Source organism: Mesorhizobium sp. M7A.F.Ca.CA.001.08.2.1, assembly GCF_003998455.1.
In the GTDB taxonomy this organism is placed as follows: Bacteria; Pseudomonadota; Alphaproteobacteria; order Rhizobiales; family Rhizobiaceae; genus Mesorhizobium; species Mesorhizobium ciceri.
The window spans coordinates 1-2,643 of sequence record NZ_RZPW01000818.1 but is presented as its reverse complement, the minus strand read 5'-3'; the positions used below and the strand labels follow the sequence as shown (position 1 = coordinate 2,643).

Here is a 2,643-nt window from a genome sequence, read left to right as displayed (position 1 = left end):
CTTCTGAACGAAGGCCGCGTGGCCTCGGTGCCGGGCACTGCCTACGGACTTTCCCCCTATTTTCGTATCTCCACCGCCACCAGCGAGGAGGTGCTTGCCGAGGCGATCGCGCGGATCAACGCCGCCGTCGCGCAAGTGGAGTAGACCATGCCGCATTACGAACGCATCCTGATCACCGGCGCCGCCGGCCGGCTTGGCTCGGAACTGCGAAAGGGGCTGGTGCCGCTGGCAAAAACGATCCGCCTGGCAGGTCGCGAACCGTTCGGCGATCTTGCTCCTCACGAGGAAGAAGCGGTCTTCGATCTCGCCGACATGGAGGCTACACTTGCGGCCACCAAGGACTGCGACGCGATCGTGCATTTCGGCGGTGCGCCGCTTGAATGCGAATGGCAAACGATCCTGGATTCCAGCATTCGCGGATCCTACCACATCTACGAAGGCGCCCGGAAGCACGGCGTGAAGCGGGTTATCTATGCTTCCTCGGTGCATGCCATCGGCTATCATGAAGTCGAAGCCCATATCGGCGTCGATGCGCCGGTGCGCCCCGACAGCCTCTACGGCGTGTCGAAGAATTTCGTCGAAAGCCTGAGCCGGCTCTACTGGGACAAGTTCGGCATTGAGACGGCTTGCCTGCGTATCTTCTCGTCCTTTCCCGAACCGGCCGACCGACGCATGCTGTGGTCGTATCTTTCCTTCGCCGACTGCGTTCGTCTGGTCGAAGCAGCACTGACGGCGCCGCGCGTCGGGCACACAATCTCGTTCGGCATATCCGACAACAAGCTGAAAATGGTCGACAACAGCGGCGCCAACCATCTGGGGTTCATCCCGCAAGACAGCGCCGAGCCATTCCGCGCAGCGGTCGAGGCGAAGACGCAGATTCCGGATCCCAAGGCGCCATCGGTGAAGTATCTGGGCGGGTGGTTCTGCGAGCTTGGCCATCCGGACGACAAGCGGACGTAACTATCAAAATACCCATCCGCTAGATTGCGCAGACGGAAGCCTGACTGTTCAATCGTCGCTCGCCTCCGCGTTGATTGCCATGATCGACGCCAAGCGCAAGGGCAAAAAACCCCCGAAACCCGCGCCGAAACCCAAAGAGAACGTGGTCGACCTGGCCTCGGTTCTTCGTCCGCCGGGGCAGCATCCTACGCGGAAAGTGCGCGTGCTCACCGAGATGCCGATTGAGTATTTCAAACGCAACCCGGATGTTTGGGGTCCTGACGGCTAGGACACGAACGGTTCGAAGCCTTGTCAAGGAACCGCGTTCGACGGTTCCATTGCTCCGAGCCGCCGCGTTCGGCGACATTGCTCGCACGTTCCGCGCGTCCGAGCCCTTGCGCAAAAGGCAGAGCCTTTAGCCTTTGGAAAGGGAGATGTGGTTCCTCTCAGAGGCGCAGACTGCGCGCAGAGGCGAATCGATGGATATCTTCGGCATCAAGGCACTTTTGATCTGCGCGCTGATCTTCATTCCGTTTGAACATCTGTTTGCCGAGCGGCCGCAGAAGATCTTTCGCAAGGGCTTCGCTGTCGATCTGATTTATCTGCTGTTCAACGGCTTCATCATAAAGCTGGCCATCGTCATGATGGCGGCAGGCGCGCTCGGTGCCGCTGCACTCCTGGTCCCGCAAGCGATAACGCATGCCGTCAGCGGCCAGCCCGTCTGGCTGCAGGTTGCCGAAATCATCGTGATCACCGATGTCGGCGTCTACTGGACACATCGGGCCTTTCACAAAATCCCGGCGCTTTGGAAGTTCCATGCCGTTCACCACGGGATTGAAGAACTCGACTGGCTCGGGGCCTTCCACAATCATCCCGTCGACGCCATCGTCACAAAGGCAATATCGCTGACGCCGATCTTTTTCCTCGGCTTCTCGGAAGCGTCGATCGCCGTCTTTTCGACTCTCTACCTTGGACATACGCTGCTTGTGCATTCAAACGTGCGGATTCCGTTCGGCCCCTTGAAGTGGCTGATCGCCAGCCCGCAGTTCCATCGCTGGCACCATGCCAACCAGCGCGAAGCCTATGACAAGAACTTCGCCGGGCAGTTGCCTTTCCTCGACGTGCTGTTCGGCACCTACAATCCCACCGGTGACAAGGTGCCGGAGAAGTACGGCGTCGACGATCCGATCCCTTCCACCTATTTCGGCCAGATCGGCTATCCGCTCCTGCGCCGCAGGAAGCTGCCGAACCGGGCGGTGCCGAACGCCGAAGCCTGACGGCTGGCCCGGCGTTGCGGTATCCACACCGGTCCCCTTTCGAGCCGCAGGACGCCGAACCACCGGAAGGCTTTTCGCCTCGAATCGGCTAAACCTTGTGCCATGAACGAGACCTCACTCTATGCGCCGGTGAAGCGGTTCCTCGAAAGCCTCGACTTTGTCGTCAAAGGCGAGATCGACGGCTGCGATGTTGTTGCGTTGCGCGAGGGGGAGCCGCCGGTTGTCGTCATCTGCGAGTTGAAGCTGCAGTTCAATCTCGAACTGGTGCTGCAAGGTGTCGATCGTGCGGCGGCCTGCGACGAGGTGTGGCTGGCCGCGCGCATGTCGGCTCGCGGCAAGGGACGCGAAAGCGATGCCAGGTTCCGCAATCTCTGCCGCCGGCTTGGCTTCGGCTTGCTTGGCGTGACCGCGACGGACCGGGTCGAGG

At 60.7% G+C, this 2,643-nt stretch carries 2 protein-coding genes and 3 pseudogenes; all 5 read left to right on the top strand.

Features of this window, described 5'->3' with window-relative positions; genetic code table 11:
• Positions 1 to 144: pseudogene (locus EN914_RS39510) on the top strand (pyridoxal phosphate-dependent aminotransferase); the annotation flags it as partial.
• Positions 145 to 147: 3 nt separating this feature from the next.
• Positions 148 to 960 (top strand): NAD(P)-dependent oxidoreductase, encoded by an 813-nt coding sequence (locus tag EN914_RS31460; RefSeq protein ID WP_024503267.1) that lies wholly within the window; start codon positions 148 to 150, stop codon positions 958 to 960.
• 154 nt (positions 961 to 1,114) lie between these two features.
• Positions 1,115 to 1,228 (top strand): annotated as a pseudogene (locus EN914_RS31455) (LysR family transcriptional regulator); the annotation flags it as partial.
• A 190-nt stretch (positions 1,229 to 1,418) separates the two neighbouring features.
• Positions 1,419 to 2,216, top strand: coding sequence for a sterol desaturase family protein (locus EN914_RS31450; RefSeq protein ID WP_024503269.1), 798 nt, complete (start codon positions 1,419 to 1,421; stop codon positions 2,214 to 2,216).
• Positions 2,217 to 2,318: 102 nt separating this feature from the next.
• Positions 2,319 to 2,643: pseudogene (locus EN914_RS31445) on the top strand (hypothetical protein); the annotation flags it as partial.